We start from the raw sequence: 26,998 nt of genomic DNA, 5'->3' as shown, positions 1-26,998 counted from the left end.
CTGGTTTTGCGGTAAACTATTCAATTACAACGCAATCTCCGTTTTTAATCTCCTGCTCTACTTTCTTATATTTTACATCACGGACAACACGCCCGTCGCGGTATTGAACCGATACTTTATCATTTCTGTCCGCCACTTTCTCTACTCTTACCGGCTGGGATTTCGTAGTGGATTCAGTTTGACCGAAATCGGCTCCGTCAAATTCATTACCGAAATCTTCTTCACGATTGGTGTGCAATTCCGGCGCTGGTGCTGCTGGACGGCGTACCGGCTGTTGTACAGCAGGTGCTGCTTCTTCCTGCGGTATATCAGCCTTCATCAGGAAGGACAACATATCAAAATTAACCTTGCTCAGGAAGCGTTTGAAAAGTTCAACCGATTCGAATTTATAAATCAATAATGGATCCTTCTGTTCAAACACGGCATTTTGTACTGATTGCTTCAGGTCATCCATTTCGCGCAAATGCTCTTTCCATTCCTGATCAATCAGAGATAGAACGATGGCTTTTTCCATTTCGTGGGTAATTTCACGTCCTTCGTTATCAATCGCCTTTTTCAAGCCTACCACAACACCTGTCTGGCGTAACCCATCACTGAAAGGAATCATGATCTCCGTGATCGTACCACCTCTCTCAGCATAAATGGACTGCAATACCGGTAATGCTTTCTGACTGATCGCATCATTTTTCTCCTGATACTGCTTTTCTGCAGCTTCGTAAAGTTGCTGTGAACGCTCCGCCGGTTTCAGCGATCCGTATTGAGCTTCCGTAAATGGAGGCTCCATTCCCAGAGTTGTAATAGCTGAAAGCTCCAGTTCTGCATAAGAATTAGCTGATGAGCTTATTTCCTCGCAAACATCATACAATGTATTGGCGATGTCTACAGCAAGACGCTCTCCGAACAATGCATTTTTGCGACGTTTATAGATTGCATCACGCTGATAATTCATTACATCATCATATTCGAGCAGTCGCTTACGCATTCCAAAGTTGTTCTCCTCTACCTTTTTCTGCGCACGCTCTATTGATTTGGTAATCATTCCGCTCTGGATCACTTCACCTTCTTCAAGTCCCATGCGGTCCATTACCTTCGCCATACGGTCGGAACCGAATAAACGCATCAGGTTATCTTCCAGAGAAACGAAGAATTGAGAAGAACCCGGATCACCCTGACGCCCCGAACGACCTCTCAACTGACGGTCAACCCGGCGACTTTCGTGACGCTCCGTACCAATGATCGCCAAACCTCCTGCTGCTTTGGATTCAGGAGTAAGTTTTATATCCGTACCACGACCCGCCATGTTGGTAGCGATCGTTACTGTACCCGGTTTTCCGGCCTCAGCAACAACCTCCGCCTCACGCTGGTGTTGTTTCGCGTTCAATACCTGATGAGGTATTTTGCGAAGCGTAAGCATGCGGCTGATAATCTCAGAATTTTCTACAGATGTAGTACCAACAAGAACCGGACGACCTGCTTCTACCAGCTCAACGATTTCATCGGCAACAGCGTTGTATTTTTCACGAACCGAACGGTATACCTTGTCTTCCTGATCTTTACGGCTGATACCTCTGTTTGTAGGAACAGAAACCACGTCCAGTTTATAGATTTCCCAGAATTCACCTGCTTCAGTTTCCGCAGTACCGGTCATACCGGCCAGCTTGTGATACATTCTGAAGTAGTTCTGAAGCGTAACAGTAGCGTAAGTCTGTGTTGCATCTTCAACACGCACACTTTCTTTTGCTTCAATAGCCTGGTGCAAACCGTCAGAATAACGACGACCATCCATGATACGACCAGTCTGCTCATCAACGATTTTTACCTTTCCGTCCATGATCACGTATTCCACATCCTTTTCAAACAATGTGTACGCTTTCAAAAGCTGGTTAACAGTATGGATACGGGCAGTTTTTACAGAATAATCACGAATCAGGGCTTCCTTATTCAGAATTTTTTCCTGCTCTGTTAACGACTTATCTTTTTCAATTGCATCAAGATCTATAGCAATATCAGGCAGGATGAAGAAATTCGTTTCTTCTGATTCTCCTGTAAGGAAGTCAATTCCTTTTTCAGTAAGCTCAATACTATTGTGGCGCTCATCAATCGTGAAGTACAGAGGTGCATCCGCCACAGGCATCAACTTCTGGTTTTCCGCAAGGTGGATAGATTCCGACTCCTGCATTAACTGACGAACTCCGCCTTCACTCAAATATTTAATCAAAGGCTTGTATTTCGGCATACCGCGGTGTGCACGGAACAAAGCAAGAGCACCTTCTTTTTTATCGCCGGCACTGATTTTCTTCTTCGCATCATTCAAAAGCTCCATAGCAAGCTTTTTCTGCGCTTCAACGATACGTCCCACGCGTGGCTTAAGCTCCATATACTCTTGCTCATCTCCACGCGGAACAGGTCCGCTAATGATCAATGGCGTACGTGCATCATCAATCAAAACGGAGTCAACCTCATCGACCATCGCGTAGTGGTGCTTGCGCTGAACGAGCTCTTCCGGCGTACGTGACATATTGTCACGCAGATAATCAAAACCAAACTCGTTATTTGTTCCGTACGTAAGATCCGCCTTGTAAGCATTTCTTCTGGCAACGGTATTCGGCTGGTGACGATCTATACAATCTACACTCATACCATGGAATTCGAACAAGGGTGCATTCCATTCAGCATCACGCTTTGCAAGGTAGTCGTTCACCGTTACGATGTGTACCCCTTGGCCTGCCAGTGCATTCAAAAACGCGGGAAGCGTCGCAACAAGCGTTTTTCCTTCCCCTGTTGCCATCTCAGAGATTTTCCCCTGATGCAGCACCACACCACCTATAAGCTGCACGTCGTAGTGCAACATATTCCATTTAATAGGCTGACCTATTACATCCCAGGTTGTATTCCAGTATGCAACGTCTCCATCAATTTTAACGCTGGCCTTTCTGGAAGCCACTTCACGGTCAAAATAATTTGCGGTTACTTCAATCCTGTCATTCTCGGTAAAACGTCTGGCTGTATCTTTTACAATAGCGAATGCCTTTGGAAGAATTTCAAGCAATACTCTTTCAAGTTCTTTATTGCGATCCAGCTCCAGTGCATCTATTTTTTTAAATATTGCTTCCTTATTATCTACATTCGGCTCATCGGCTGCCTGTGTTCTTAATGAAGCAATCTGCTCATCGATTGATTTGAGTTCTGTTGCAATACGAACTTTCAAAGCCTCCGATTCTGCACGAAGCTGATCATTGGTCAAAGAAGCCAGCAAAGCGTATTCCGCATTGATCAACCCAACATATGGGGTCAACTCTTTTAAATCCCGTTCTGCCTTCGTACCGAACAGCTTCGAAAATATTTTAAACATGACTTTTTATGTGTATTATTTATCGTTATTTCTTCCTGAAAAATATTGCACCTGATACAGGTTATGTGCCAGATTGTCAGCAAAGCTACTATTTTCAACTGCAAAAGTAATCCTTTACAAATAGTTATTAGCAAGATTCAGAATAATCCTAAGGAAAGTCTAATCACCCACATTATCACCGTATACCATTCCTATTTACTGACACAATAAGCTTATAAGTGCGTTTTAAAACTACAATCAACCCGTCAGATAACATGAGAATATCTCAATTTTAATGGAGACTTAACTTTTCCTCACACCAATTCGCCATTTCTCCTGTCCGAAAACCACTCATCCTAATTCATTTCAAACTACCATGCATTACATAGTACCTTTGAATCAACAATAACAACTAAATGAATATAGCCATGAACAATAATAGATTATTCCGCAATACAGAAAACAAAATGATCGGTGGTGTAGCATCCGGTTTGGCTGAGTACCTCAGTATTGATGTTACGGTAGTGAGAGTACTGCTTGTCTTAGCATTTTTCATTCCAAAGCCATTCCCGATTGTACTGATTTACATCGCACTATGGATTGTAATGCCAACAAAACGTTCGCTACAGCAAACCTGGGAACAAGGACCAACAATGCCCTGACCGGAAGTGAAAGACCGCTCAATTTTATAACATTCACCACCAGAACTTACAGGTAATTGCAAACCACCGGAAAACAGATTCCGGTGGTTTGTTGTTTTATTTTTAATTGCTAACTTTACAAATAGTATGCAGGCATACTATTATCAAGTCTGATATATGTCGCACAATTCAAGAGCCATTTCCGAAGGCGTGGCTTTATTTTTTAGGAATTCCATACCGAACTAAACCACCTAACATATGAACGCATACATTGTTGCCGGTTACCGGAGTGCAGTTGGAAAAGCATCACGTGGCGGTTTTCGCTTTACACGTCCGGATGATCTTGGCGCAGAAGTGATCAAATATCTTTTAGATAAAATTCCTAATCTGGATCCTGCACAGGTAGATGACGTGATTGTTGGCAATGCCGTTCCGGAAGCGGAACAGGGAATGCAGATGGGACGCTATGTAGCCTTGCTTGCTCTTCCCAAAAATGTATCCGGCATCACGATCAATCGGTATTGCGGTTCAGGTGTAGAAGCTATAGCCATGGCAGCCGCCAAAATACATGCCGGAATGGCTGATTGTATCATTGCAGGAGGGACGGAGTCTATGTCGATGGTTCCTACCATGGGTTGGAAAACTGCATTGAACTATGAAATCGCCCATTCCAATCCTGACTATTACCTGAGCATGGGACTCACTGCCGAACAGGTAGCTCGGGATTTCAAAATAAGCAGAGAGCAGCAGGACGAATTTTCATTCCGTTCTCATCAGAAAGCACTCAATGCACAAAAAGAAGATTTATTTGCCGATGGCATTGTCCCTATCACGGTGAAAGAAACTTATTTCGACGCCGGTGCCGGTAAAAAGAAAACAAAAGAGACTATAATTAAACAGGATGAAGGTCCACGGGCAGATACAACCCTGGCAGCACTTGGTAAACTTAAGCCCGTATTTGCTGCCGGCGGTTCGGTGACAGCAGGTAATTCTTCTCAAACCTCCGACGGAGCGGCATTCGTAATGGTGATGTCTGAGAAAATGGTCAACGACCTTGGACTTACACCTGTGGCGCGTATGCTTTCTTATGCTACTGCTGGTGTCGATCCCCGTATCATGGGAATAGGACCGGTTGCAGCCATTCCTCTTGCATTGAAACAGGCCGGACTCAAGCTATCTGATATCGAACAGATCGAATTGAATGAAGCTTTTGCAGCCCAGGCACTTGCCGTAATTCAGGAACTGGAAATTAATCCGGATATAGTCAATCCAAATGGCGGAGCAATTGCTTTGGGTCATGCATTAGGATCAACCGGGGCCAGGCTTTCTGTACAGTTATTGAATGAAATGAAAAGAAGAAATCAAAAATATGGAATGGTAACGGCCTGCGTAGGCGGCGGCCAGGGTGTGGCGGGTATTTTCGAAAGACTGAATTAGCCCTTTGGATAAATATTCCGTTGCATTTTTAAGTCTCTCCCCGTAAGATGTCACAGTCTTCCGGGGAGTTTCTTTATTTTTGCCGCTTAACTTTGCATATCACTATATGGATGTATCCATTATTATTATAAATTTTCGCTGTTCGGAGCTCATTATCAATTGCTTACATTCCATATATACGCATACTAAAAAAGTCAGTTTTGAAATAATTATTGTTGACAACGATCCGGTCAACGGAGATGGAGAAAGCGTAAGGACGGCATATCCCGAAGTGAAGTGGATAAATATGGATTACAACGCCGGATTCGGAAGAGCCAATAATAAAGGAATGGCTGCTGCCACCGGAAAATATTTTTTGCTTCTGAATGCAGATACACTCCTGACAAACAACATTATTGATCGTTGTTTTGATCGCATGAATTCCCGGCCAGATATTATGGCGCTCGGAGCATTGCAGCATTATGCAGATAATACCCCAATGCCCTTTTATCGTAGTTTCAATGAGTTTCGCAGAACTTTTTTCATTCTGCCTCCGGGAAACACGGTGGATAAAATCATGCATCGCCTTTATCCCGATCCATCTCACAAGGATCCTCAGCAGTACGATTGGCTGGTGGGTGCCTTTATATTTACAAGACGCGAAGGATATGAAAAAACCGGAGGATTCAGTGAAGATTTTTTTATGTATGGCGAAGATGTGGAATGGTCGTGGCGACTGGGCTTATTGGGTAAACTCTGTATTTTTGATGACAGCACCTTTATTCACCTGGAAAATAAAAATCCTTTCAGGAGGACAAAAATTTCATGGATTAACAGATTCAGCACTCAAATGCAGGTTTCCAACTTACTGTGGATCAGAAAGCAGTATGGAGTATGGTCTTATCTGACTTTGATATTGCATTATATATCAATGATTCCTGTCGTTTATGGATGGAAGATTATCCACAACCTAAAAACGGGTAGCCCTGTTAACGATCTTGATACACAACATATTTATCTAAGGAAAACCAAAGTACTGCTCAGGTATTTCACCAGAACATTGTTTCTTAAAAAAGGCATGTATAAAATTTTGGAGAAAGAAAATATTGACCTGCTTACCTCCTCTCAGTCTTAACTCAACATCTATGAAAAAAACAAAACAGCGCCTTCTCTTCTTCACTCCGTTTGCGACACGCACAGGGTCAGAAATGATGTTACTATACATCATACAACAAATTGACCGCAGCCGATATGATGTGGGCGTTGTAAGTTTTGCCAATGGTGAACTCCTGAAAGAACTACCTGCGGATGTTCCTGTTTTCATAGCTCCGAGGCGTTATAACATTGCACAAAAGATCATGTTCTTTCTTGGCGTTAATCCCACGCTACGCTATCTGAGAAAGATTGCCGGTGAATTCAAAGCTGACCTGTGGTATATCAATACTACTATGCTACCAGAAGCCGTTGCGGTCGCAAAGGAATTTTCTATCAAGACGGTTACCCATTTTCATGAATTGCCATTGACATATGCCTATCTGAGTCGGACAGATATGAGTAACATTATTAACTCTTCTGACGTGTTGATCGGTTGCTCTGAGGTAACCTGTGATGCGATCAAATGGGCAGGCGGAAAACAAGTTGAGTTACTCTACTCATTCATTGATACTACCAAGGCAGTACCGGACCAGAAAAGAACTTCTGAAATACGGAAGCAACTAGGCATTCCGGAAACTGACTTCGTATGGGTAATATCCGGTATGACTTCCGAAAGGAAAGGGTTTGACTTGCTGCCGGATATAGCCAATGAGCTCAATACTCCGAATGTGCATATCATATGGATAGGAGAACAGATTGAGGACGGACTTGTTTATTACACTGAACAACGTTGTAAAAACAGCAAATCAAAGACCGCCATACATCTGGTAGGTAAGCAAAAAGAAGACTACTATAATTATTTAAACTTAGGGCACGGCTTTTTACTCACATCCCGTCAGGATCCATTCCCACTGGTAATGATTGAAGCCGCACTACTTGGCAAACCTATCGTTTCATTCCCATCCGGCGGAGCCAGTGAATTTATTCAGGAAGGGATGGGAAAGGTTACGGAAGATATCAGTGTGAGACAGATGGTTGTCGCCATGAAAGAAATCATGAATGGTACAATAGCGACCAATGCTGAAACCAGCAAGCTCAGAGCAGGGATATTTAATGTGAAGAGCGGTTACGAAAACTGGGTTAAAATTATGGACAAAATCTAAGCTGGATGAGGATCAGGACTTTTTCAAAAACAATAAAAAGGAGTTTTTTTCAGGTATGTGTTGTGTTGAGCCTGCTACACGGTTTTCGGGCAAGCGGACAAAATAACGGCACCACTCCGACAATAGATACGCAGCGTTACCTGGCACTGATGTGCCTGAACCTGACTCCGGAAAAAGGTCCTGAGCTTGATATCATCAGAGCAGCACACCAGAATGGGCTAAATGCGGTATACCTCGCCATTCCCTGGGATAAAATTTACCTCAACTCTCCGACAGAGACACCTAGCTGGGCAAGATTTGATGAACAGATCAATCTTGCGACGAGCCTTGGGATGAAAGTGGCTCTTCGAATCCACATAGGACGGCACAACACGCGAATCAACGGATTCTGGGAAAATTCAGACAAACAGATAAGTAATGCCGGCCAACCGATGATCGGTGGATATGGTGATACTTTTTTCGGATTCGACAATCAGCCCATTACGAACAAAGCGCTGGCCTTTGTCAGAGAGGCTGTTAATCGCTACAAGTATCTGCAGACCGAGAATAAACTTCTGTTCGTATCTGTAACCAATACTCCTACCCAGGAAGGGGAATATTCCGGTGGTATTATTGAAAATGGAAAAGATGTAATTACCGTATACGATTATTCCGAAAGCATGACAAAAGGGTTTCAGGCATGGCTGAAACCTAACTATAAAAAGATTCAACGCCTCAATTACCTCTGGGGAACCAATTATAAGTCGTTTGAAGAAGTTCCAATGCCTTCCAGCAGATGGGAACCTTACCAGACTTTCCGGCAACGTTTTGGTAAAGATCTTTATATATACCGCCACAATGTGATGAAGCAGTTTGTCAATCAGATGATCTCGGCAGTAAAAACGATTGATCCTAAAATAAAATTTCTGGCAGATTACGGGTCTGTTTTCGATGGTTCTTCAGCCATCCGCGGTACTTTGGGATATAAAAGCCTGAGTGAAAAAGCAGACGGAATAAAAGTAAATGATGACCTGATCAGCCACGATCACCGATGGTCTGTAGATATTCTGAAAAGTGATGTTCCTGCTCACTTCATTACAGCTAACGAGTTGTTTGTGAATGCAAGTGTAGATAATGCAACACATCTTAAGCAAATCAACGAAAATTTTGCCCACGGTGCGAACGTGGTGGCAGCAGTAATTTCGACGGTTGCTTCAATGCAAAAGGCTGCTCCGTTTCTGCAGCAAGCTGCAGCTACATGGTTAAAGCAACCGGTTAATCCTATTGACTACAAAGAAGAAGTAAGCTACAGGCTCTCTGCCGCTGTAGAAAAATCAGGAGCAGGTAGTGTGGTTTATAATGAATGGGCAAAAAAAGCTTATGCCGACCCTTCCAATCCGAAACCTGTACGGATCCGCCTCGAAGAAGACCTTTTTTCTCCTTCCTACTGGGATGATGCTTCCAACTATCCTCCGTATGTATTCCGTCCTATTCCCATGCAGATCATTGCTGTAAACAGGGATTTTGTATATACACTTCCGACTGATACATTTTCAGACGTAGATGGTACCATTGTACGCATGGATGTGTCGTTATTGCCATCCTGGCTAAGATATGAAAACGGACAACTGAAAGGAAGACCTATTGCTCTGGGAGATCACCGGATACTTGTGAAAGGCTTTGATGACGAAGGAGCCAGCACAGACGCTTATTTTACAATTCGGGTGGACACGCGGGAAAATGCCAACAAACCGCCGATTGTAAACACCAACTTTGCGAATCAGTCCATTGCTATTGACAAGCCATTTTCATTTACACTTTCCAAAGATGCCTTTATTGATCCGGACGGGACAGTGACCAAAGTTGAAATTATTGAAATACCTTCATGGCTTAAATTCAATAATGGAGTTCTTTCAGGGACACCTACTGCGCTGGGAGAGTATCGGGTGTCTTTTAAAGCCTATGATGATCTCAATGCGTTTGTTGAGACTTACTTTACATTGAAAGTAGTAGAGCCTCATAACCTGAATAGTCCCCCCTACACTATTGGCTCGTTTCCGGTAAGATATGCTTCTGTGAATGTGCCATTTACTTACAATCTTCCCAATGACGTTTTTACAGACAGTGACGGCTATATAGCATCTATGTCTGTTCAGAACAGACCCTCCTGGCTGGATGTTTCTCTCAATACCCTATCGGGAACACCTACAGAAGAAGGCGAATACCGCTTGATTATCAGAGCATATGACAATTTCGGAGCTTATGCAGAAGCGCCACTCGTGATCAGGGTTGAAATCCCACGACTCCGTTTTGAATTGGTAAAAGGCGGGAGTGCGGTCAATCAGCAAATTATAAGACCATTACAACATGACGACGTACTGGCACTTGAAAACATGCCTCCATTGATTAACATTTTTGCGTACGGAAATTTCGACTACGATCAGGTAGTTTTCGATCTGAAAGGCCCTGTTCATATTTCTTCTAAAACGATGAAATTCCCCTATGCGCTCTATGAGAATGAAGGCGGATTCACACCATTTCCCGGCAGGTACACACTGACCGTCACAGCAACAAACAAAGATGCGTCTGTGGTATCTAATACCATGCAATTCGGAATATCTTACGGTGATTCCCTGAACATAACTAAAGATATATTGGAGTGGAATTTCTATCCTAATCCTGTCGAAACCGTCATCAATATAAAACTTCCTGAACAACTGACAGAGACAGATCTTCGCTATCATATCATTAATACGTTGGGGCAAAAAACGGAAATTCCTGCCGGATTTATTAACCATACCGATCACCTGGCCAATATTGACCTCCGTGGTATGCAGATCAGTTCGGGCATCTATTTCATTCAGATTGAAAACAACGGAGAATTTTTAAAGCAGTTCCGGATATTTAAAAAATAGAGGCCTGCGGTCTTAGATCGCAGGTTTTAAATTTTTCTCAATATAGTATGCTTGCATAATAATTTAGTAATATATTTGCATAACCACAATTAGTATGCACGCATACCACTTGTTTTAAACTTAATTTCCTTTACCATGGCCACTGCAGAAAATAAGAAAGTTTCAACTAAGGGAGGTGAGTTCCTGATCAGGGAAACACCTGCATCACAAATTTTTATTCCGGAGGAATTCACCGAGGAACAAAAAATGATCGCTGATACCTGCCGTGATTTTTTACGAACTGAGGTTTGGCCACGTCTTGATGAAATTGATCAGGCAAAAAGTCCTGCATTGATCACGTCGCTGATGGATAAAGCAGGTGAGCTGGGACTATTGGGAACTGTGGTACCTGAATCATACGGTGGATTTGGAATGGATTTCAACACTTCCATGCTGGTTGCAGAAGCAACAGGAGCTGGTAATTCTTTCTCCGTGGCGCTCTCTGCACATACAGGCATTGGTACACTCCCGATCCTCTACTACGGAAACGAAGAGCAAAAACAAAAATATCTTCCTAAACTGGCTTCCGGGGAATGGAAAGCGGCGTATTGCCTTACAGAACCGGATTCTGGTTCGGACGCGAACTCCGGAAAAACGAAGGCTATTCTTACAGCAGATGGAAAAAGCTATACGATAAACGGGCAAAAAATGTGGATCACCAATGGTGGTTTTGCTGATGTATTTATTGTATTCGCAAAAATTGAAGAAAACGGCCAGACCGATAAAAATCTCACAGCCTTCATTCTTGATAAAAGTATAGACGGCATCACCATGAATGAACCGGAGCACAAGATGGGTATCAAAGGCTCCGATACAAGACAAATTTTCTTCAACGATTGCATTGTTCCGGTTGAAAACATGCTTTCCGACAGAGGGAATGGCTTTAAAATTGCTGTAAATATCCTGAACATCGGGCGAATCAAACTAGCTGCCGCTGCACTTGGAGGATCGAAGAGAGTAGCACAGCAGGCGATCAATTATGCCAATGAAAGAAAGCAATTCGGCACTTCCATTGCTAATTTCGGTGCCATTAAGCACAAAATCGCGGAAATGGCAGCAGGCATGTTCGCTACTGAGTCTGCCTCTTACCGCGTAGGACAAAGTATAGACGACCTCACTGCAGCATTTCTGGAAAAAGGAATGGCGGAATCAGAAGCTAAGCTCAAATCCCTGGAAGAGCTTGCTATCGAATGTGCTATCATGAAAGTACACGCATCCGAGGTATTGGATTATGTTGTTGACGAAGGCGTACAGATTTACGGAGGTATGGGCTTCTCTGCCGATGCGCCCATGGACCGTGCCTACCGCGATAGCCGGATCAACCGCATATTTGAAGGCACTAACGAGATAAACCGCTTACTGGTAGTCGATATGCTTCTTAAAAGAGCGATGAAAGGTCAGCTTGATCTGATGTCGCCTGCTATGGCTGTCGGTAAAGAGATCATGTCTATTCCCGATTTCAATGCAGACGAAGATGAGTCTACATTCGCGGCTGAGAAAAAGGTTATCAAAAACCTGAAAAAAGCAGTTTTGATGGTTGCAGGTTCAGCAGTACAAAAATTCATGGCTAAACTATCCGAAGAACAGGAGATTATCATGAGTCTGGCGGATATGGTAATTGAAACGTATGTGGCGGAATCCGTCCTCCTACGAGTTGAAAAACGTATTGAACTAACCGGTGAAAGCGCAAATCAATTACATAGAGATCTTGCACTGGTATATCTTCACAGAGCTGTTGAAAAAACCAATAATGCGGGACGTGCAGCGATTACGAGTTTCGCAGAGAGTGATGAGCTTCGTGTGATGCTGATGGGTCTTAAAAGATTTACGAAAATAGAACCTCTCAATCTCAAAGCTGCACGACGCAGAATTGCCGATGAACTTATATCAAAAAATGACTACACCTTTTAAGGTAAAAAATACTCCGGTATAAAAAACCGGCGCAACTAAAAACCAAATGATTATTAAAGCCGATACTGTTTCAGTTTCGGCTTTTTAAGTATATGTGATTCATCCTTCACTTCGTTACATATTGACGAATCCTGAACTTTAACGATATTTGCAAGGTTTCCTTTATATTCAAAAAAGAACTGTGTTGGACTCTCTACTTACTACTGAAAAACCACCTTTCGTGACGTTAAATAAAGTGGATCTGCGTAAAACGGGGCAGTTCCCGGCATTACTCCTTGACTATCTTGACCAGAAGCCGGTTACAGAGGAGTTTTACAGCGTATACCCTACTGTAGAGAATGCCAGGCAGGCTATCGACAGTAAATCTGAATTTGATTCCGAAAAGCGTCAGACATTAGTAAACGTTCTTGAAAAGCAATACAAAGGTTTACCCAACAAACCTGATTTCTCAACCCTACTGGATACCAATACATTCACGGTAACCACCGGGCATCAGCTTAATATATTCACTGGTCCGTTATATATTATATACAAGATCGTGACCACGATTAAGCTGGCCAGGGAGCTGAAAACTGCTTATCCGGATTGTAATTTTGTGCCGGTGTACTGGATGGCAACTGAAGATCACGATTTTGCTGAAATTGCTTCTTTCCACTTGTTCGGACAGACTTTCAAATGGGAAGGGGAGCATCAGGGAGCAGTGGGAAGGCTTAATCCTAAAGAACTGGAAAGTATTCTGAAGGTATTACCAACAAAGCCTCTCTTATTCGCCAAAGCATATCTGGAAAACAACACCCTTGCCGATGCCGTACGATGTTACATGCACGAATTGTTCGGCTCCGAAGGTCTTATTTGTCTGGATGCTGATGAGGCTGAATTAAAGAAACATTTCCTTCCTGTTATCAGGGAAGAATTAACCCAATCAGTTTCCGAAAAACTGGTTACCGAGACCACTTCCAAACTCGCTGAGCTGGGCTACCACACACCTCTTACGGCAAGAGAAATCAATTTATTTTATCTTCGGGATAACCTGAGGGAACGCATTGTGAAAGAAGGTGATCAGTTTAAAGTACTTAATACAGATCTTACTTTCACTGAAAAGGAACTTCTGACGGAAGCTGAAGAACATCCTGAATATTTCAGTCCCAATGTAGTTCTCCGCCCGCTTTATGAAGAAATCATTCTTCCCAACCTCGCCTACATCGGCGGTCCATCCGAGCTCCCTTACTGGATGCAACTGAAAGGTGTTTTTGATCACTATCAAACTCCGTTTCCTATGCTGATTCCGAGAAATTTCGGGATGTATATCAATGCAACGATCAGCAATAAGCTTGAAAAGCTGGGTATAAATCCGGAAGACCTCTTTATGGATCAGGTGATGCTTCGCAAAACATATGTTCAGAAAAATACAGAAAACGAGCTTTCTCTGCAGAGCCAAAAATCAGCTTTCCTGAACCTGTTTGATGAGATTATTGAAAAGGCTACTGCGGTGGAGCGCACCATGGAAGGTGCTGTAAAAGCGGAAAGAGCCCGTTTGTTCAGCGCACTTGAAAATCTTGAAAAAAGAATTCGTAAGGCGGAAGAGCGGAATCATGAATCTGAAATTACGCAGCTTCTGAATGTGCAGGAAAAATTGTTCCCGGGCGGAAGTGCTCAGGAACGTTATGACAATCTGCTTAGCTTTTATATCAACGACTCCACATTTATCAGCAAGCTGTTTGCTGCTTTTGAGCCATTGGAATTTAAATATTTTATTCTTTCAGAGAACGGTACTACCGATTCGTAGTATCAGTCTTTCAACTTAACATCTCCGAAAGTCGATACGACCGTTATCTTGGTACCACTGCCAGAACCTATTTTTCCCTGGTATTGTCTTACCTTATAATTCTTATCTTCTTTGGAAGGTTGTTGCGTAAAATTGACATTACCCGAAGGGTAGCTGAAGTTACCGTAAGTAACAGTTACATTAAACCTACTCGCATCGGCGGGTAGTGTAACGGAAGAATAAGCAGCTTTGATATTGACATTTTCTGCCGATTTGGTAAGCTCATCAATCTTGAAATTACCGGAGTAATTCAGTTTGATGTTACTTTCACCTCGTATCGTTCCAATCTTCACTCCTGAATAATCTATATCGGCCTGCAAGTCCTTCACGTCACCTATCGTCAGATCGCCAAACTTGTTGTTCAGTAGCAACTTGGTTACCTGCTCCAGTTTCACATTGGAATAATGACTTTCCAATTTACCTTCATCCATTTTCCCGATTATTGCTGTTCCGTAGCGAACGTCAATGACGTTGTTAGCACCGGAAAGCGATTCAGCTGAAAAACTACCGTTTCTGGAATTCACGGTTAGCGGAGCTGTAAAGGCTGGAATACTCGTATTGCCAAATTTATTATTTACAATAAGCGCGTTTTCCTTCGGCATGAAAACAGTGTAGTCAATCTGCAGGAAATTCTTCTCCCCACTTCTGTTGTTCCAGTTACTCGAAGATATTTGCCCTTTGTTGATGAAAGTTGTGATATTGATACGATTCTTTTCACGCTTTTCCTCTACATCCACAGCGCCCAGGTATTGTGCAGCTCTGCTGTCGGAAGGGGCATTTGCGGTAATCACAATCTCAACTCTGATCTCCTTTTTATTCCAAAGATTAATTTTCACCTGTCCAAACTGATTATCAACCATCAGTACATCCTGTTCTTTTACGTCAAATATCTTGACGATGTTTCTGCGTTTCTCTATCAACCCCGAAGGTTCAGGATCAATGGCATGCACCGCCAGCGGAAGCATTACTGCAACACTATATAAGAGGTGCGTTATTATTTTCTTTATCGTAGCCATCTTTAACCTGATTAATACGTTCTAAAATTTCGATTTGTTGGTTGAGCAGATCAACCTGCCACTGCAGATTTTGCACCATGGCTTTCAGTAATGCTTCCTGGTTAGGAGCATCAGATAAATTAGCCCTTAGATTCCCGTAGCTTTTTTCGAGGCTTTTAAAATCAGCCGAAAAGTCTTTGTAAAGCTCAGGGTTGTCACGTGTAAGTTTGACGATCTCATTCCTCTTTTCCTCAATGGCTACCGTGTAGGCATTAAATTCCTTTGCATAAGCAGGAACCTTAAGCGCCACTGCAGGATCACGGGTCACGCCATATTGCCTGTTGAGGTATACAGTAAGACCTATACCGAGTGCAAGCAATATCCCGGCAGCCACACGCCAATTAAAGGCGTTCATACCCGACCAGAGCCTGGAAATTTTACCGGATTGGGGCGGGGCTATGGATTGAGGTTGCCCCGGAATTTTACTTTCAATGAGATCCCACAGATTGTCCTGTGGTAAGAAGCTGTCAAATCCGTCTCTATTATCCCGCACAAACCGTTCCAGACGATCTTTTTTATCAGAATTCTTTTTCATTTGTAACTAACTTGTAATGTGTAAAATTTCTGTCTCAATAGGGGCTTGGGTTTTGATATTGTCTTAAAAAATCACTCCACATTTACTTACTGATACGCTTGAAATTGCTTTAATGCGTCATCATTTCGGCCAACTTTTTCTTGGCACGCATGTATTGCGTCCGTGACGTTGACTCTGAAATGCCCAGCACTTCACCAATTTCTTCGTGATCATAACCTTCAAATAAATAAAGGCTTAACACAACCCGATATCCATCCGGCAACTTTAGTACAGCGTTACGTATCCGCTCTACTTCCAGCGAAGTTTCATCTTCACTCCAGATGCATATCTCTTCCGAAAAAACTTCTGATTCTTCTCCGGAACGCTGCCATTCATCAATATCAACCCATTGCACTTTCCGGCTGCGCAACTGATTAATCGCCTTATTGACTACGATCTGCTTTAACCACGCGCCAAACGTCGACTGTTGCCTGAACTGGTGCAAGTTGGAAAATGCATCCACAAAGGCTTCCTGCAAAGCGTCCTCTGCTTCACCCATGTGATTGATGATCCGCATGCAGATATTAAACATGGCTTTGGAATAGCTTTTATAAAGCTCGTACTGAGCTTTGCGCTCGCCGAGTTTACAGCGTTCCACCAGTTCTACATGCCGGTCGATGTACAAATTTGTTTTCAAGCAGAAGGTTTAGATTTGAACGTTCTGTAGCAAAGACATACCTCATCATAAAGATGTTGCATGATTTTTAAAAAATTTCACAAAAATATATTACACAAGGCATCTTCTGAACAAAGCAGGTACCGGGATTGTTCTTTGAAAACAGCATGTGTATCTTTGAGCACATTATTTCCATGTACAATCAGGAGCGATATTAGTTGATCGCTGCAAGCCAGTGGCTTTTCATCATGAAGACATTCAATATACCGGATTTTTACAGAAGTCGCATTATCACGCCCATTAAAGAAGCGAGAAGGAAGAGCGACAAACTTAAAAGGGATTTCAGTCCTACTGTTCTGGACTTCGGTCCTGTTCAGTTTCTGATTGCCCGCCATTTCGGTTTTTGCTATGGTGTTGAAAATGCCATTGATATTGCCTATCGCGCTATTTCTGAAAATCCCGACAAACGTATTTTTCTCCTGAGTGAGATGATACATAACCCTGATGTAAACCGAGACCTCACCGACAGAGGTGTACGATTCCTGATGGATACCAAAGGAAAGCAGTTAATTGCTTGGGATGAACTGACGCCGGAAGATATTGTAATTGTCCCTGCTTTCGGAACAACCATTGAAAACCAGAACAAGCTGACTGAACTGGGTATCAATTCGTATGTATATGACACGACTTGCCCTTTCGTGGAAAAAGTCTGGAACCGGGCAGCACAAATAGGTGAAAAGGATTACACCATCATTGTTCACGGAAAGCCATTACACGAGGAAACAAGGGCCACTTTCTCTCATAGCAAAGAAAATGCACCAACCGTAGTCGTTGAAAATATGGACGAGGCCAAACGGCTGGCCAAATACATCACCGGAGAAGCACCTGCAGCGCAGTTTTTTACTGAATTTGCCGGGCAACATTCCGAAAACTTCGACCCTGAAAAAGATCTGAAACGTATCGGAGTTGTGAACCAGACTACCATGCTGGCTTCTGATACACAAGGCATTGCAGACTTTCTCAAAAGTGTGATGACCAAACACTACAGTTTGCAACCGGAGCAGGTGGAAGACCATTTTGCAAATACGAGAGATACCCTCTGCTACGCCACCAATGATAATCAGGATGCAACTTATGCTTTATTGGGACATGAGGCCGACCTGGTAGTGGTTGCAGGGGGCTATAACAGTTCCAATACTTCGCATCTGGTAGAGTTGTGCGAAGCCAAATTACCCACGTATTTCATCGAGTCTGTAAACAAAATTCTGGACAAACAACTCATCAGGCATTTCAACCTGCATAGTAAAGAAGAAGTAGTAACTGAAAACTATTTGCCGGCAGGACAATCTGCAAAAATAATGCTGACCTGTGGCGCTTCCTGTCCTGATGCCGTTGTAGAGGCAATTTTGCTCAGATTACTTTCATTCTATGATGGCGCCAAAACAGTTGAAGAAGCAATGGAAGGTTTTTAATGATTTATCGGAAACTGAATTTCCTATAAATCATTAATTCCAATTCATCCTGCTACAGCAAATAATAAAAGATTACATTCGACGTATAATTGAAAATTTGCTTCGAATATGAAAACTTCTGCAGTTTCTTTTCTCTATTTCCTAATCATTTCGTTATTCTTTCACAACTGCTCTTCTTTAAACGAACTGAAGATCGCAGGTACCAATTTCAATGAAGAGATCAGCCAGTCGCAGAACCTGGTTTTCACATTCAATAAGGATCTTGTTTCCGATGCGCAGCTCAATACCTGGGACTCTACACAATACATCCAGTTTGAACCAGCAGTAAAAGGGAAGTTCAAATGGACCGCACCTAATGAGGTAGTATTCTCTCCCATTGCAGGATTCGCGCCTGCAACTGCCTATAAGGCAAAACAAACGCCTCTTCTGCTAAAAGGTATTACAAAAGACAAAAAATACGATCTCTCTGCTGAACTTGTACAATTTCATACCCCCTATCTCAACCTGACGGAAACTGAAAGCTGGTGGACTTTGTCCAAAGAAACCGGCAGACGGGAAGCCCGTATCAAACTTATTTTCAATTATCCGGTCAATGCACAAAACGTCTCAGAAAGACTTAAACTCTTAATCGCCGACAAACCTGCGGACTTTAAAACTCTGCCGTCGACCAGCGAGAAAACGCTTATTTTATCACTTAACTCTTTAGGAAGTTTCGACAATAATCCTGTACCCGTAACAATTCAGCTGGCGAAGGGACTAAAAGCGCAGAACACCAGTTTCGTTACACAAGATGACATTTCCGCAACGGTAAGTCTTCCATCTCCGTTACGTCTTGAAATCACTGACATCAAAACAGGGTTTGAAAACAATATCGCTTTTGCCCGTATAATTACAACCCAGGAATTAGATCCTGAAAGCGTGGAAAAAGGTTTCAGTCTTACGCCTACCCTTTCTGCACAAACTGAAATTACCGAAAACGGACTTGTACTTCGGGGAGATTTTAACGAAACGGACACTTACATTCTACAGTTAAACAGGACATTAAAAGGGGTTTTGGGTTCAAGCCTTGAGAGTGAAGCTTCCCGTGATTTGTTTTTTGGAAAAATGCCGGCGGGTATATCCTTTACCAACAAAAAAGCCTTGTATATGACGCCCAAAGGTTCCAGAAACATGGGTGTGCAGATCGTAAATATTCCAAAAGTACAGGTTCGTATCTCCAAGCTATATGCCAACAATATTCTCAGCTATATCAAAAACAACCGTTGGGAAGATTATGCCTATGTGGGCGACGAGTGGACGCCAAGCGGCGGATTTCAATATGGCGATGATGCAGGAAGCAATTTCAGTGATGTGATTGTGGACAAAACCGTCGACACAGAGAACCTTCCGGTGAATAAAGGGATTTCAGCGCTGAACATTGCCTTGCCGGACGACAATCAGCGAAAGGGTATCTACCTTGTTTCTGTCAATTCAAAAGAGGAAGCCTATCTTGGAGCTACAAAATTGGTATCCATTTCAAACATAGGATTGATTGCCAAACAGGGACGCGACGAAGTATGGATTTTTGCCAATTCGATTAAAACGAATGAACCGCTGTCCAATCTTGAAATAACGCTCATCAGCTCCAATAATCAGACTATACAAACGCTGATGACAAATTCTGACGGGATAGCACATGTTGATAAACTCAGTGAAAAAGCGCCTGGTTTTCGCGTCGCTATGGTTACGGCCGGTAATAAGGATGATTTTAATTTTCTGTTACTGGATGATACCAGAGTCGAAACTTCACGATTCGAAGTAGAGGGTGTAAGGGATAATACATCCGGATTCCAGGCATTTATTTATGGTCAGCGGGAGATATACAGACCCGGGGAAACCATGCATTTCAATACGGTACTAAGAACGGATACCTGGAAAACAGCCAAAGATATTCCTCTGAAATTGCGCCTGCTGACTCCCAATGGCAGAGAATTCCAAACTTTCCGTAAAAGCACTAATTCACACGGAGCCGTGCCGATAGAGGTGAGTCTGGATAATTCAGTGATGACCGGCACCTACACGCTGGAAGTATATAATGCCAACGATGTTTTGCTTGCCTCTCATCCCGTAAGTGTAGAGGAATTTATTCCGGATCGAATTAAGGTTGATTTGAGCGGAGCGGCAAAAACTTATCTGTCCGGTAATACTGTAGCACTTACCACCACCGCTGTAAATCTGTTTGGTCCTCCTGCCGCCGGACGAACCTATGAAATGGAATCGCAATTGAAACGAAAGGCATTCTTTTCCACAGCTTTTCCACAATATACTTTTGATATTCCGGCTACCACTTCTTTCGAAAGAGAACGAAGACAGGGAACGACCAACGCTCAGGGACAAGCTACAGAAAAATTTCAACTGGCAGCCAGCATTAAGGACATAGGTGTTCTGGAAGGAAAAATATATGTGACAGTTTTTGACGAAAATGGACGTCCCGTTAACAGACTACATCAATTCGAAGTATTTACCCAGCCAGTTCTATTCGGAATAAATATCCCTGCTACTTATGTGGGTGTCAATGCGCCATTACCTGTAAACCTTATCGGGTTGAATAGTAAAGGGAATTTGCAGGCCAATACCTCAGCTAAAATTGATGTGGTACGCCTGGAATACCAGACTGTTGTTGAGAAGAAAAACGAACAGCTTCGCTACACTTCCCGTAAAAATGAAAAAATCGTTTATTCCAATGTACTCAATCTTGCCAAAGGTCAGGGTTCTTTCAAGTATGTTCCTGTAGTCTCCGGAGAATATGAAATCCGGGTGCGCCGACCGGGAGCTGAACATTATACAGCCACATCATTCTACGCGTATGGCTCAGGTTACACACAATATTCATCTTTTGAAGTAAGCAACGAAGGGCGTATTCTGATTGAAACCGATAAACCAAAATATGGTCTCGGAGATAATGCCAAAATTTTATTTAAAACACCATTTGATGGCCGCCTCTTGGTAACTATTGAACGGGATAAAGTTTTGGAACAACATATACTACAAACTGAGAAGAAAGCTGCAGAACTTAAACTGAGTTTGAAAGAAGCCTATTTACCAAACGTTTTTGTAACAGCTACACTCATCCGTCCGCTTGATGCTTCCGACATGCCGCTCACAGTAGCACATGGCTTCGCTCCGATTCTGGTTCAGGATGCTAAACGCAGCTTGCCGGTAACAATCACCGCTATTGAAAAATCGAGATCAAAGACAAAACAACAGATCAAAGTAAAAACGCAACCCAATACACAGGTAACATTAGCTATTGTGGATGAAGGTATTCTTCAAATCAAGAATACCCACACACCCGATATTCACGGTTATTTCTATCAAAAGCGGGCTTTACAGGTTTCAAGCCATGATTTATACGCCATGCTTTTTCCGGAATTGAATAGTAAAGGTGTTTCGAGTTCCGGTGGAGATGGGTATGATCTGGGAAAAAGAGTGAATCCGCTAAGCAATGGCAGAACGGAACTGGTTTCATTCTGGAGTGGTGTACTCAATACCAACGGAAGCGGCGAAGTAACATTTGACATCAACATCCCGCAATTCAGCGGCGACTTACGTGTGATGGCAGTAGCGTACAAAGACAATGCATTTGGCTCTGCATCCAAAAATATCAAAGTCGCAGATCCTGTGGTAATCAGCTCGGGCGTACCACGGTTTTTAAGTCCGGGTGATGAACTTGCTCTGCCCGTAAACATCAGTAATACCGAAAATAAAATAGCCAATGCCACTGTAACTATGCAGCTAACAGGTCCGTTTACCAACTCAAGTACAGCAGCTGTTCAAAAAATCACCATTGCGCCAGGAAAAGAAACCAAAACTTTCTTTTCATTGAAAGCTGAACAGGCAATAGGAACAGGAAAAATAATTATAAAAGTGAATGCATTCGGCACAACTTTCACGCAGGAAAATGAGCTGAACGTGCGCCCTGCATCTCCACTGCTCAAAACAAGCCAGTCAGGAGTTATTGCAGGAGGAAGTCAGGGAACAATTAACTTGGCGAATAGTTTTATCCCTGCAACCAGCAGCAGTGAAATTGTCTTCAGTCGTTCACCCCTGGTGCAAGGTGGGGGAAAAGCATTGTCTGCATTGCTGGGTTATCCCTTTGGTTGTCTTGAACAAACGGTATCCAAAGCATTCCCTCAACTCTACTTTGCTGATCTGGCCAAGGCAATGGCCGCGCCGGTTTATCTGGTTAAAAGTGGAGAAAGTGACTTTAACCCTGTCACGAATGTGCAGCAGGCAATCCGAAAAGCAGAGTCCCTTCAGCTCTTCAACGGAGGCATGGCCATGTGGCCGGGAACTACAAGGGAAGACTGGTGGACTACAGCTTACACAGCTCACTTTTTAGAAGAAGCATGTAGAGCCGGTTTTGAAATAAATGCAAAAACACTGACCAAAGCTTATGAATATCTTACACGTCAAACCGGTGTCACGGCTACCAAAGAAGTGGTACTGGCAAGTTCAGGAAACGGGCTGGCTTATGGCGGCGAACCTTCATCGGGCAGTCAGGTTCGTAAAACGGTTGCAAAAAGAGAAGCAATTTATTCACTGTATGTACTGTCACTTTCCGGCCAGCCGAACAGAGCTGCGATGAATTATTACAAGCAAAATCAGCAATTGCTCACGCCAGATTCGCAATATCTGCTTGCAGGCGCATTTCAACTGGCAGGTGATTCAAGAAGTTTTGCGGCACTGTTGCCCAAAAGCTATAGTACCAACTCAGTTTCCAAGGAGAATGACAGCTATGCCTCTCCTTTACGCAATCTGGCATTGACACTAAACACGTTGCAGGAAACTGACCCTGATAATTTGCAAATTCCTGTACTGTCGAGGCAACTTTCCAAAGCGATTCAATCTGCTTCTTATCTGAATACACAGGAGGCTTCGTTTGCTGTACTGGCGTTGGGTAAAGTGGCTAAACAAAGTGCGGGATCGAATGTAACAGCGGATATCACTGCCGCCGGGAAAAGCATTGCGAAGTTTACCGGAAAGGAGTTGAAGTTGAAAAAGGACATCAACAATAAATCCGTTGGTATAACAGCGACCGGCAAAGGCAACCTCTACTGGTTTGCACAGAGCGAGGGAATGTCGGCTACAGGTGCATTCGTACCGGAAGATCAGGGCTTACGTATTCGCCGTACCTACCTCACAAGAGATGGAAAACCGGCAACAACGATCAAACAAAATGATCTGGTCATCGTAAAATTATCGCTTACAAGTACCACCGGGCTGCCGATTGAGAACGTGGTGGTAACCGACCTGCTTCCTGCAGGTTTCGAGATTGAAAATCCACGCATTACCGAAGCACGCGAAATGTCCTGGATCAAACAGGCTGCCTTTCCGGATTATCTGGATATTCGAGATGACCGTATTCATTTTTTCACCACAGCCGGCAAATCAGAGAAGTCATTTTACTATCAGGTAAGAGTGATTTCAAAAGGGACTTTCACCGCTGGTCCGGCTGCCGCAGATGCCATGTATCAGGGTGAATACAGAAGCTATTCGGGTGGAGGAAAGGTGAAGGTTGAGTGAGCTCATTAACTTATATTTAATTCTTTTCCCAAATTTAACCAATCAACCAAAATATTTCCCTCCCCCCATACAACCATTTCCCCTTTTCCGGACCTCTTTAATACGGAAACACTAAAACAATGCCCATGACCTCAGAGGCCGAATTGATTTCTGGTTGTCTTTTACATGACAGGGTTGCTCAACGGCTCCTCTATGATCTCTACAAAAAGGCTATGTATACGCTGGCTTATCGGATTACCGGTGATTTTGATGACGCCAATGACGTACTGCAAGACGCTTTTCTTGAAGTGTTCAAATACCTCAGTCAATTTCGGGGTGAGGCTTCACTAGGTGCCTGGATCCGGCAAATTGTGATTCGGAAAGCAACTAAAAAGAAGAAAATTATTGCCTGGCAAAACCTGGATGACAGTCCGGTCGAAATCATAGACTGGGGGCAAAATGAAATCAATGTCAATCATCTCGAAACGGCTATACTGGCGCTGGCAGACGGCTTCAGAACTATTTTCGTTTTGGCTGAAATCGAGGGATACACGCATCGGGAGATCGCCACTATGCTTGGAATTTCGGAGGGCACTTCCAAATCCCAGCTATTTCATGCAAAAAGGAAACTAAGGATCATGCTTACTTCTAAACAATAACAGCATGGAGAAGAACAAAGAAACTTTAGATCAGGCACTCGCACAGCTTGCTCAATATCAGCCGCCGGACAAAGCCTGGAATGATATTGAACAAAAGCTTGGAGAACATACGCTACATCAGGCTCTGAATAACCTGCCTCAGCACCAGCCGGCAGATGACCTTTGGGAACAAATAGAGCAGGAAATTTCGCAACCAAAAGGAAACAGTTTCAGGAAAGCCCTTGCGGCAGCCGTAGTGATCATTGCCAGTTCACTTGTAATCTGGTTGATGGAACGCACTCCGGGAAAACAAATTTCCTACTCAGAAGAAATTGTTGATCAGCGCCTGCATATCTCAGATACGCAACCTATTGACACGCAATATGAAAATCTGAAAGTGTGGTGCGAAACCGAATCAGTAGTGTGTAACAGACCTGATTTTAAGGAATTAACAAAGGAATATGAGACGCTCAGGAACGCAACGGATCAGTTGATGCAGGCCATGGGGAGTTATAATGCTGAACCGGAATTAGTGCGACAGTTGACAGCAGTGGAACAGGAAAAAACGGTCATACTGAACAAAATGGCCAAATTGATTTAGAAAAATTGTCATGAAAAAGATTATAAATAAAATACTGTGGGTGATGCCAGGGCTATTATTTTGCCTCATGCAAACCTGCTATGTAAACGCACAGGGTGTTTTACAGGTAGCCACCAAAACCATAGAGAAAACGGTTCGTACGTCTGGAATACGTACGTTACACATCAATGCAGAAAAAGCTGATATTGAACTGATCGCCTGGAACAAGCAGGAAATTTCGGTTGTACTGGAATTATCTTCCAAACATCCTGACAAATCTGTCGCGACGGCAGACCTTAATAAAACGCAGTACCTGGCAGACCGCAGCGGAAGGGATTACTTCCTGCGGAATTATGTACAGCTGAGAGAAGGAGAAGGAAAGCCTGTTTCTAACTTGAAAGCTAAATACACCATACATCTTCCCTCCTCTTTCACTGTAGATCTTAAGAATACTTTTGGCACGATTACGATGAAAGGACTGGGTGGCAACATCCGCATGAAAGCTGATTTTTGCAATACATCGTTGTCCAATGTACATGGAAAAGGAAGCATAATTACCACTTTCGGAGAGCTTTCAGGGATTGACGTTGCAGGAAATTTTACACTTACCAGCGATCACACCAACATACGTTTGGAGGCAATAGGCGGAGCCTTTAAGCTGGACACCTCTTACGGGAATATCGAAATTTTCTCTTCAACAAACCTTTCCGGACTAGCGATTCAATCTAAAAAATCGGTGGTTTCATTTATTACTAAAAACTGGCAGCAATACGACTATGCGATACAGAGCGCTTATTCGAGCGTAAAATTGCCTAATGGTTTCAAATGGAAAAAGAATACCAATGAATTTAAAGAAGCTATTTTTTCCAAAAACCGGCTGGCACAAATTCAGATTAATGCCGAGTTCGGTGATCTGACTATTAAGTAACTTACCCTACACAAATCTGTTAAACATGAGAATAGCCGGGTTCATTATTTCCCTGATGCTATGTTGCCAAAGTCTGTCGGCGCAAGACAGCACACACTTTTCCTATTCTGAAGTTACGGATATGCTTGTCAAACAACGCTTTATCGACAGATATGAAAACGTTTTTATGACAAAAGTGCCAACCAGGCATATGGTAAAAATAGGTGCTGAGTTCGCTGCTTCAGGTTATCTGGATCCGGCATATGGACGACAAAGCTTATTGTTAAATGTAGGATATGAAGTCAAATTACTCCCCTCCTTTTCACTAGGACTGAATTTCAAGGCCAATGGTGGATATTCTTCCGCGCTCGGATGGGAAGGAGTTCTCGTTGCCAACATGCAGGGACGCTGGTACTTCGACATGAATCAAAGAATAGCAAAAGGAAAAAGCGCAAACAACTTTAGCGGTAATTATCTGGCAGTCGTAGGAGAGCGGTATTGGCAAAGCTATCTCTCTACGTATCCTAAATTAAAAACAGGTATAGAATTTGGTATGCAAAGGAGATTTTTTAATAATGGTGCCATCGACTTTGCAGCAGGTGTCTATTACATGAGATATGCCGAAATCCACACGAGTTGGGAATACGTTAGCGGAAATAATAAAATAAATGATTTTGAAATTTCTACCAGAACAATGCTTTCGTTCGCATTTGGAGACTGGAAAAGAAAAAGCACCAGTCCGGCCTGTGATGTATTTCGTTGTGATGAATTCGTCTCCAGCCAGTGGAAATTTTTATGGCCGGTAATCAGAATTAGCAGCAACATCAGCAATATAAGTTTGGGTGCAGGCTATGAAAAAAAGCTGGGTAAAAGTCCTTTTTCAGTGAATGCTCAAATCTTTGCTGACTACAATAGCTTTATTTACAGAAACTTTTACGACTTCTCCCTTTCCCGCTCAGAAAGTGCACAATTACAAACCTTTGCACAAATGAGATATTTTTTTTTACAAAAGAAACGAATCCGTAGAGGGCGAGGAGGGAACAATCTATCCGGCCTTTTCATAGGCCCACATGCAGATTATGTGCTATATACAACTACCGGTTACTATTCCAATAGAAATACGAAGCACTTCGGAGTCGGATTTACCTACGGATACCAGAAAGCATTATTTAAAAATGGCTATATAGATATTTCAGGTGCTCAAAGTTTCGATGTATTACCAAACCAAAAAGGCGATGGCCGACTTTCTACATTTAGGGTAGGTTTCGGTCTATCTATTTGATTAAAATAATCTCAA

Annotated in this window: 17 protein-coding genes; 13 read left to right on the top strand and 4 right to left on the bottom strand. The window is 42.9% G+C overall.

Going from position 1 to position 26,998, the window contains the following annotated elements; all coding sequences use genetic code 11:
- Positions 1 to 16: 16 nt before the first annotated feature.
- Complete coding sequence (gene secA / locus DSL64_RS20055) at positions 17 to 3,352, bottom strand: preprotein translocase subunit SecA (protein WP_115832718.1); 3,336 nt, start codon at positions 3,350 to 3,352, stop codon at positions 17 to 19.
- A 407-nt stretch (positions 3,353 to 3,759) separates the two neighbouring features.
- On the opposite strand from secA, the gene DSL64_RS20050 reads away from it, so the two are divergent.
- The 7 genes from DSL64_RS20050 to bshC all read left to right on the top strand — a co-directional run bounded on the left by DSL64_RS20050 (position 3,760) and on the right by bshC (position 14,276).
- The gene (locus DSL64_RS20050; protein WP_115832781.1) at positions 3,760 to 3,993 is read left to right on the top strand and encodes a PspC domain-containing protein; all 234 of its coding nucleotides are present in this window, start codon (positions 3,760 to 3,762) and stop codon (positions 3,991 to 3,993) included.
- 237 nt (positions 3,994 to 4,230) lie between these two features.
- On the top strand, positions 4,231 to 5,409 hold the full coding sequence (locus DSL64_RS20045) for an acetyl-CoA C-acyltransferase (protein WP_115832717.1): 1,179 nt from the start codon (positions 4,231 to 4,233) through the stop codon (positions 5,407 to 5,409).
- A 106-nt stretch (positions 5,410 to 5,515) separates the two neighbouring features.
- Positions 5,516 to 6,523, top strand: a complete 1,008-nt coding sequence (locus DSL64_RS20040) for a glycosyltransferase family 2 protein (RefSeq protein WP_115832716.1) — start codon at positions 5,516 to 5,518, stop codon at positions 6,521 to 6,523.
- Between the two features lie 10 nt (positions 6,524 to 6,533).
- Complete coding sequence (locus DSL64_RS20035) at positions 6,534 to 7,646, top strand: glycosyltransferase (protein ID WP_115832715.1); 1,113 nt, start codon at positions 6,534 to 6,536, stop codon at positions 7,644 to 7,646.
- A 5-nt stretch (positions 7,647 to 7,651) separates the two neighbouring features.
- Positions 7,652 to 10,540 carry a putative Ig domain-containing protein gene (locus DSL64_RS20030; RefSeq protein WP_115832714.1) on the top strand — a complete coding sequence of 963 codons (2,889 nt, stop codon included), beginning with the start codon at positions 7,652 to 7,654 and terminating at the stop codon, positions 10,538 to 10,540.
- Positions 10,541 to 10,675: 135 nt separating this feature from the next.
- The gene (locus DSL64_RS20025) at positions 10,676 to 12,490 is read left to right on the top strand and encodes an acyl-CoA dehydrogenase FadE (RefSeq protein ID WP_115832713.1); all 1,815 of its coding nucleotides are present in this window, start codon (positions 10,676 to 10,678) and stop codon (positions 12,488 to 12,490) included.
- Between the two features lie 220 nt (positions 12,491 to 12,710).
- Complete coding sequence (bshC, locus tag DSL64_RS20020) at positions 12,711 to 14,276, top strand: bacillithiol biosynthesis cysteine-adding enzyme BshC (protein ID WP_115832780.1); 1,566 nt, start codon at positions 12,711 to 12,713, stop codon at positions 14,274 to 14,276.
- Between the two features lie 2 nt (positions 14,277 to 14,278).
- Here bshC and DSL64_RS20015 read toward each other — a convergent pair whose 3' ends face one another.
- The 3 genes from DSL64_RS20015 to DSL64_RS20005 all read right to left on the bottom strand — a co-directional run bounded on the left by DSL64_RS20015 (position 14,279) and on the right by DSL64_RS20005 (position 16,581).
- A complete protein-coding gene (locus DSL64_RS20015) occupies positions 14,279 to 15,331 on the bottom strand; it encodes a DUF4097 family beta strand repeat-containing protein (protein WP_229217159.1) in 1,053 nt (350 codons plus the stop codon).
- Positions 15,291 to 15,905, bottom strand: a complete 615-nt coding sequence (locus DSL64_RS20010) for a hypothetical protein (protein ID WP_115832711.1) — start codon at positions 15,903 to 15,905, stop codon at positions 15,291 to 15,293. The genes DSL64_RS20015 and DSL64_RS20010 overlap by 41 nt, the downstream gene beginning before the upstream one ends.
- A 109-nt stretch (positions 15,906 to 16,014) precedes the next feature.
- Positions 16,015 to 16,581 (bottom strand): RNA polymerase sigma factor, encoded by a 567-nt coding sequence (locus tag DSL64_RS20005; RefSeq protein ID WP_115832710.1) that lies wholly within the window; start codon positions 16,579 to 16,581, stop codon positions 16,015 to 16,017.
- Between the two features lie 227 nt (positions 16,582 to 16,808).
- On the opposite strand from DSL64_RS20005, the gene DSL64_RS20000 reads away from it, so the two are divergent.
- The 6 genes from DSL64_RS20000 (at position 16,809) to DSL64_RS19975 (ending at position 26,983) form a co-directional block, all read left to right on the top strand.
- Positions 16,809 to 18,032, top strand: a complete 1,224-nt coding sequence (locus tag DSL64_RS20000; RefSeq protein ID WP_115832709.1) for a 4-hydroxy-3-methylbut-2-enyl diphosphate reductase — start codon at positions 16,809 to 16,811, stop codon at positions 18,030 to 18,032.
- 108 nt (positions 18,033 to 18,140) lie between these two features.
- Positions 18,141 to 23,597, top strand: coding sequence for an alpha-2-macroglobulin family protein (locus DSL64_RS19995; RefSeq protein ID WP_115832708.1), 5,457 nt, complete (start codon positions 18,141 to 18,143; stop codon positions 23,595 to 23,597).
- A gap of 125 nt (positions 23,598 to 23,722) precedes the next feature.
- Positions 23,723 to 24,235, top strand: coding sequence for an RNA polymerase sigma factor (locus tag DSL64_RS19990; protein ID WP_115832779.1), 513 nt, complete (start codon positions 23,723 to 23,725; stop codon positions 24,233 to 24,235).
- Between the two features lie 4 nt (positions 24,236 to 24,239).
- Entirely contained in the window at positions 24,240 to 24,815 is a 576-nt protein-coding gene (locus tag DSL64_RS19985) for a hypothetical protein (RefSeq protein ID WP_115832707.1), read from the top strand.
- A gap of 10 nt (positions 24,816 to 24,825) precedes the next feature.
- Positions 24,826 to 25,722, top strand: a complete 897-nt coding sequence (locus DSL64_RS19980) for a DUF4097 family beta strand repeat-containing protein (RefSeq protein WP_115832706.1) — start codon at positions 24,826 to 24,828, stop codon at positions 25,720 to 25,722.
- A 25-nt stretch (positions 25,723 to 25,747) separates the two neighbouring features.
- A complete protein-coding gene (locus tag DSL64_RS19975) occupies positions 25,748 to 26,983 on the top strand; it encodes a DUF3575 domain-containing protein (protein WP_147300389.1) in 1,236 nt (411 codons plus the stop codon).
- The last annotated feature ends 15 nt before the right edge of the window (positions 26,984 to 26,998 follow it).

The organism is Dyadobacter luteus, from assembly GCF_003383615.1.
GTDB lineage: Bacteria > Bacteroidota > Bacteroidia > Cytophagales > Spirosomataceae > Dyadobacter > Dyadobacter luteus.
This window is presented reverse-complemented; position numbering and strand designations above follow the sequence as displayed.

Bases quoted from the DNA above. Each gene is read 5' to 3' on its own strand.
- DSL64_RS19990 (WP_115832779.1), top strand. From the start codon at position 23,723: ATGACCTCAGAGGCCGAATTGATTTCTGGTTGTCTTTTACATGACAGG.
- DSL64_RS20040 (WP_115832716.1), top strand. From the start codon at position 5,516: ATGGATGTATCCATTATTATTATAAATTTTCGCTGTTCGGAGCTCATT.
- DSL64_RS20015 (WP_229217159.1), bottom strand. From the start codon at position 15,331: ATGGCTACGATAAAGAAAATAATAACGCACCTCTTATATAGTGTTGCA.
- DSL64_RS20050 (WP_115832781.1), top strand. From the start codon at position 3,760: ATGAACAATAATAGATTATTCCGCAATACAGAAAACAAAATGATCGGT.
- DSL64_RS20035 (WP_115832715.1), top strand. From the start codon at position 6,534: ATGAAAAAAACAAAACAGCGCCTTCTCTTCTTCACTCCGTTTGCGACA.
- DSL64_RS19980 (WP_115832706.1), top strand. From the start codon at position 24,826: ATGAAAAAGATTATAAATAAAATACTGTGGGTGATGCCAGGGCTATTA.
- DSL64_RS20025 (WP_115832713.1), top strand. From the start codon at position 10,676: ATGGCCACTGCAGAAAATAAGAAAGTTTCAACTAAGGGAGGTGAGTTC.
- secA (WP_115832718.1), bottom strand. From the start codon at position 3,352: ATGTTTAAAATATTTTCGAAGCTGTTCGGTACGAAGGCAGAACGGGAT.
- DSL64_RS19975 (WP_147300389.1), top strand. From the start codon at position 25,748: ATGAGAATAGCCGGGTTCATTATTTCCCTGATGCTATGTTGCCAAAGT.
- DSL64_RS20030 (WP_115832714.1), top strand. From the start codon at position 7,652: ATGAGGATCAGGACTTTTTCAAAAACAATAAAAAGGAGTTTTTTTCAG.
- DSL64_RS19985 (WP_115832707.1), top strand. From the start codon at position 24,240: ATGGAGAAGAACAAAGAAACTTTAGATCAGGCACTCGCACAGCTTGCT.
- DSL64_RS20045 (WP_115832717.1), top strand. From the start codon at position 4,231: ATGAACGCATACATTGTTGCCGGTTACCGGAGTGCAGTTGGAAAAGCA.
- DSL64_RS20000 (WP_115832709.1), top strand. From the start codon at position 16,809: ATGAAGACATTCAATATACCGGATTTTTACAGAAGTCGCATTATCACG.
- DSL64_RS19995 (WP_115832708.1), top strand. From the start codon at position 18,141: ATGAAAACTTCTGCAGTTTCTTTTCTCTATTTCCTAATCATTTCGTTA.
- DSL64_RS20010 (WP_115832711.1), bottom strand. From the start codon at position 15,905: ATGAAAAAGAATTCTGATAAAAAAGATCGTCTGGAACGGTTTGTGCGG.